This is a genomic window from Microcystis sp. M53602_WE12, from assembly GCF_030065455.1.
GTDB lineage: Bacteria > Cyanobacteriota > Cyanobacteriia > Cyanobacteriales > Microcystaceae > Microcystis > Microcystis aeruginosa.
Genome location: NZ_JASJFB010000539.1, coordinates 1 through 2,527, shown reverse-complemented (window position 1 = coordinate 2,527; position 2,527 = coordinate 1). Strand labels below are relative to the sequence as shown.

The window sequence follows — 2,527 nt, the reverse complement described above, 5'->3', positions numbered from 1 at the left end:
TGCTGGATAAGACTTTTAGACTTTTTGTCAATCCAAAAGTACCGGACCTGGGAGTGAGCGGGGGGAAAATTCAGGTACTTTTTCCCTGAAAATTAGGTAATTGACCAGATGAAAATCGGTAAAACCCTACACCCCACACCCCACACCCCACACCCTGCCCCCACGAAAAACTTTTTGCCGCAAGCCCTATTTAGAGTAAAATTTCCCTGTGTTGAATTGCTAATTTATGGGCGGGAAAACCCTCGTACTCGGCTAAAGTTTTCGTGGTTTCTTTTAACTTTTCAAAGCCTTCAGGGGTGACATAAGCCAAAGTAGAGCGCTTGAGAAAATCATAAACCGAAACCGCCGAATAGGAACGGGCAAAACTTCCCGTCGGCAGCACAGCATTGACTCCGATGGCGTAGGTAGCCATAGAGGAAGGAGTATGATTTCCCAGGAGAATTTCGCCAGCATTTTTAATCTTGCCCAGAATGGCAAAAGGATTACTAACTAAAAGCTCTAGATGTTCCGGGGCGTACTCATTGACAAAATCGAGGGATTGCTGCAGACTATCGGTTAAAATTATGCCCCCATAGGCGGCTAAACCCGCCTCACAAAATTCCCGTCGCCAATCTGGGAGTTTTTGCAGGTATTCCTGAGCGTATTCACTAGCAGCGATCGCCAAATCTTCACAGTGGGTGACTAATAAAGCCGCCGAATCCGCCCCGTGTTCCGCTTCAATTAATAAATCCAAGGCCGCTAAACGGGCATCGGTGGACTCATCGGCCAAAACTATCGACTCACTTGGACCGGCCGGCAAACCCACATCCACAGTACCGAACAGTAACCGCTTGGCCGCCGCCCCATAGACGCTGCACGGACCGGTAATTTTGTCAACCCTTTTGATATTTTTTGTTCCCAAAGCCAAAGCGGCGATCGCTTGTACGCCCCCTAATTTATAAATTTCTCTGACTCCAGCCATCTGCGCCGCCACCAGAGAAACGGGTTCGACGTTGCCCTGTTTATCGGGGGGAGTGCAAACGACAACTCTTTCCACTCCTGCCACCATTGCCGGGATGGCTAACATTAACATCATCGAGGGAAAAGCACCGCGGCCCCGGGGAACGTATAAACCCACATTGGGGATAGGAGAGATTTTTTCGCCGGCAAAGACACCGGTTTCAATTTCTGCCAGTAGTGTTTCTTCCGGCATTTGGCGACGATGTACCTCTTGAATATTCCGGAAAGCCTGTTCAATGGCAGTTTTTACTTCCGGTTCAATTAACTGAAAAGCCCGCTCAAATTCTGCCTCGCTGACTTTGATATTTTCTACCGTCGCACCTTCGTAGTCAAAACGCCGCACATAGTCCACAACGCCGGCATCCCCCCGTTCGCGGATGGTTTCTATCACCGTTTGAGCGACTTTGAGGGCGTTATCAATATCTAACTCGGCTCTTTTCTGAAGTTTTGCCCGTTCTGCGCTACTTAATTGCGAAAGTTTTAATATTCTAACCACTATTGCTGCTCCTACTGCCCCCCGTCCTCTCAAGAATAACGGGGAATCTGAATCTTTATTTTTATTGTAACCTTTGGGGGAGTGCCGGCTTTTCAGTGATCAGTAAACAGTAACCAGTAATCAGTGAACTGAAAACTCACATCTGATAACTGATAACAAAGGCCGAATCTAAAACCTAATTTGTTAAGCTAAAAGCTTTATTGCCAGATTCTTTCTCTTGCCTCTTGCCTCTTGCCTCCTGCCTCCTTGGGTATAATGCAGATCATGTTTAAGCTCTCTTGCTGTTCTGTAAATGCGATCGCTCTTAGTTTATTATGGGGGGCGAGTGGTGCTGTGTGGGCAGAAACGGAGTTAGACCTAGACCCGAAAATTCGGCAAGAAAGCCCGGTTTTAGAGCGTTGGTTAGAAAAAATACCCGATATCGCCGAAGAGATTCGCCGCGATCCTAGTTTTCGCACTCGTATCCGTTTAGGATATGCAGAGTTTCCTTCTACCGATAATTCCAGTGGCGTGATTTTGGGGGTAGAAGATGTGTTTTTCGGTCAAACCAGTTTAACCCTAAGCGGCGATTATCAGACGGCTTTTAACGGCAAAAGGACGGCAATAGGAGCAAATTTACAATACTATCTCCTCCCTTTGGGTGATTATGTCAATCTGGCTCCCATGGTGGGCTATCGTTACATTCAGACAGGAAATTACAGCACCGATGGGCTTAACTTAGGATTAAAGCTCAAATTAGCCCTTTCTCGCACGGGGGCAGCAGATATCACCGTCAGTCAGAGTTTTATCTCACCGGGGGGTGCTAACGAGGTGGGATTGACTACTCTTTCGGTTGGTTATGCGATTACCTCTAATTTACGTTTAGCTGCCGATATTCAAGCCCAAAATTCCCGCGCCCGTAAAGATAGCTCCCTAGGAATTTTACTGGAATGGCTGCCCTAATTAGGGTTTGCGGCAAAAAGTTTTTCCTGGGGGTAGGGTGTGGGGTGTAGGGTGTGGGGTGTGGGGTGTGGGGTGTGGGGTGTGGGGTGT

At 47.8% G+C, this 2,527-nt stretch carries 2 protein-coding genes; one reads left to right on the top strand and one right to left on the bottom strand.

Translation table 11 applies throughout. The features are described 5' to 3' along the window. Positions 1–190: 190 nt before the first annotated feature. The gene (gene hisD, locus PX482_RS17425) at positions 191–1,495 is read right to left on the bottom strand and encodes a histidinol dehydrogenase (RefSeq protein WP_288095489.1); all 1,305 of its coding nucleotides are present in this window, start codon (positions 1,493–1,495) and stop codon (positions 191–193) included. 255 nt (positions 1,496–1,750) lie between these two features. Here hisD and PX482_RS17420 point away from each other — a divergent pair, with 255 nt between their 5' ends. Then, positions 1,751–2,437: a hypothetical protein gene (locus PX482_RS17420; RefSeq protein ID WP_288122770.1), complete on the top strand. Its 687-nt coding sequence runs from the start codon at positions 1,751–1,753 to the stop codon at positions 2,435–2,437. Positions 2,438–2,527: the final 90 nt, after the last annotated feature.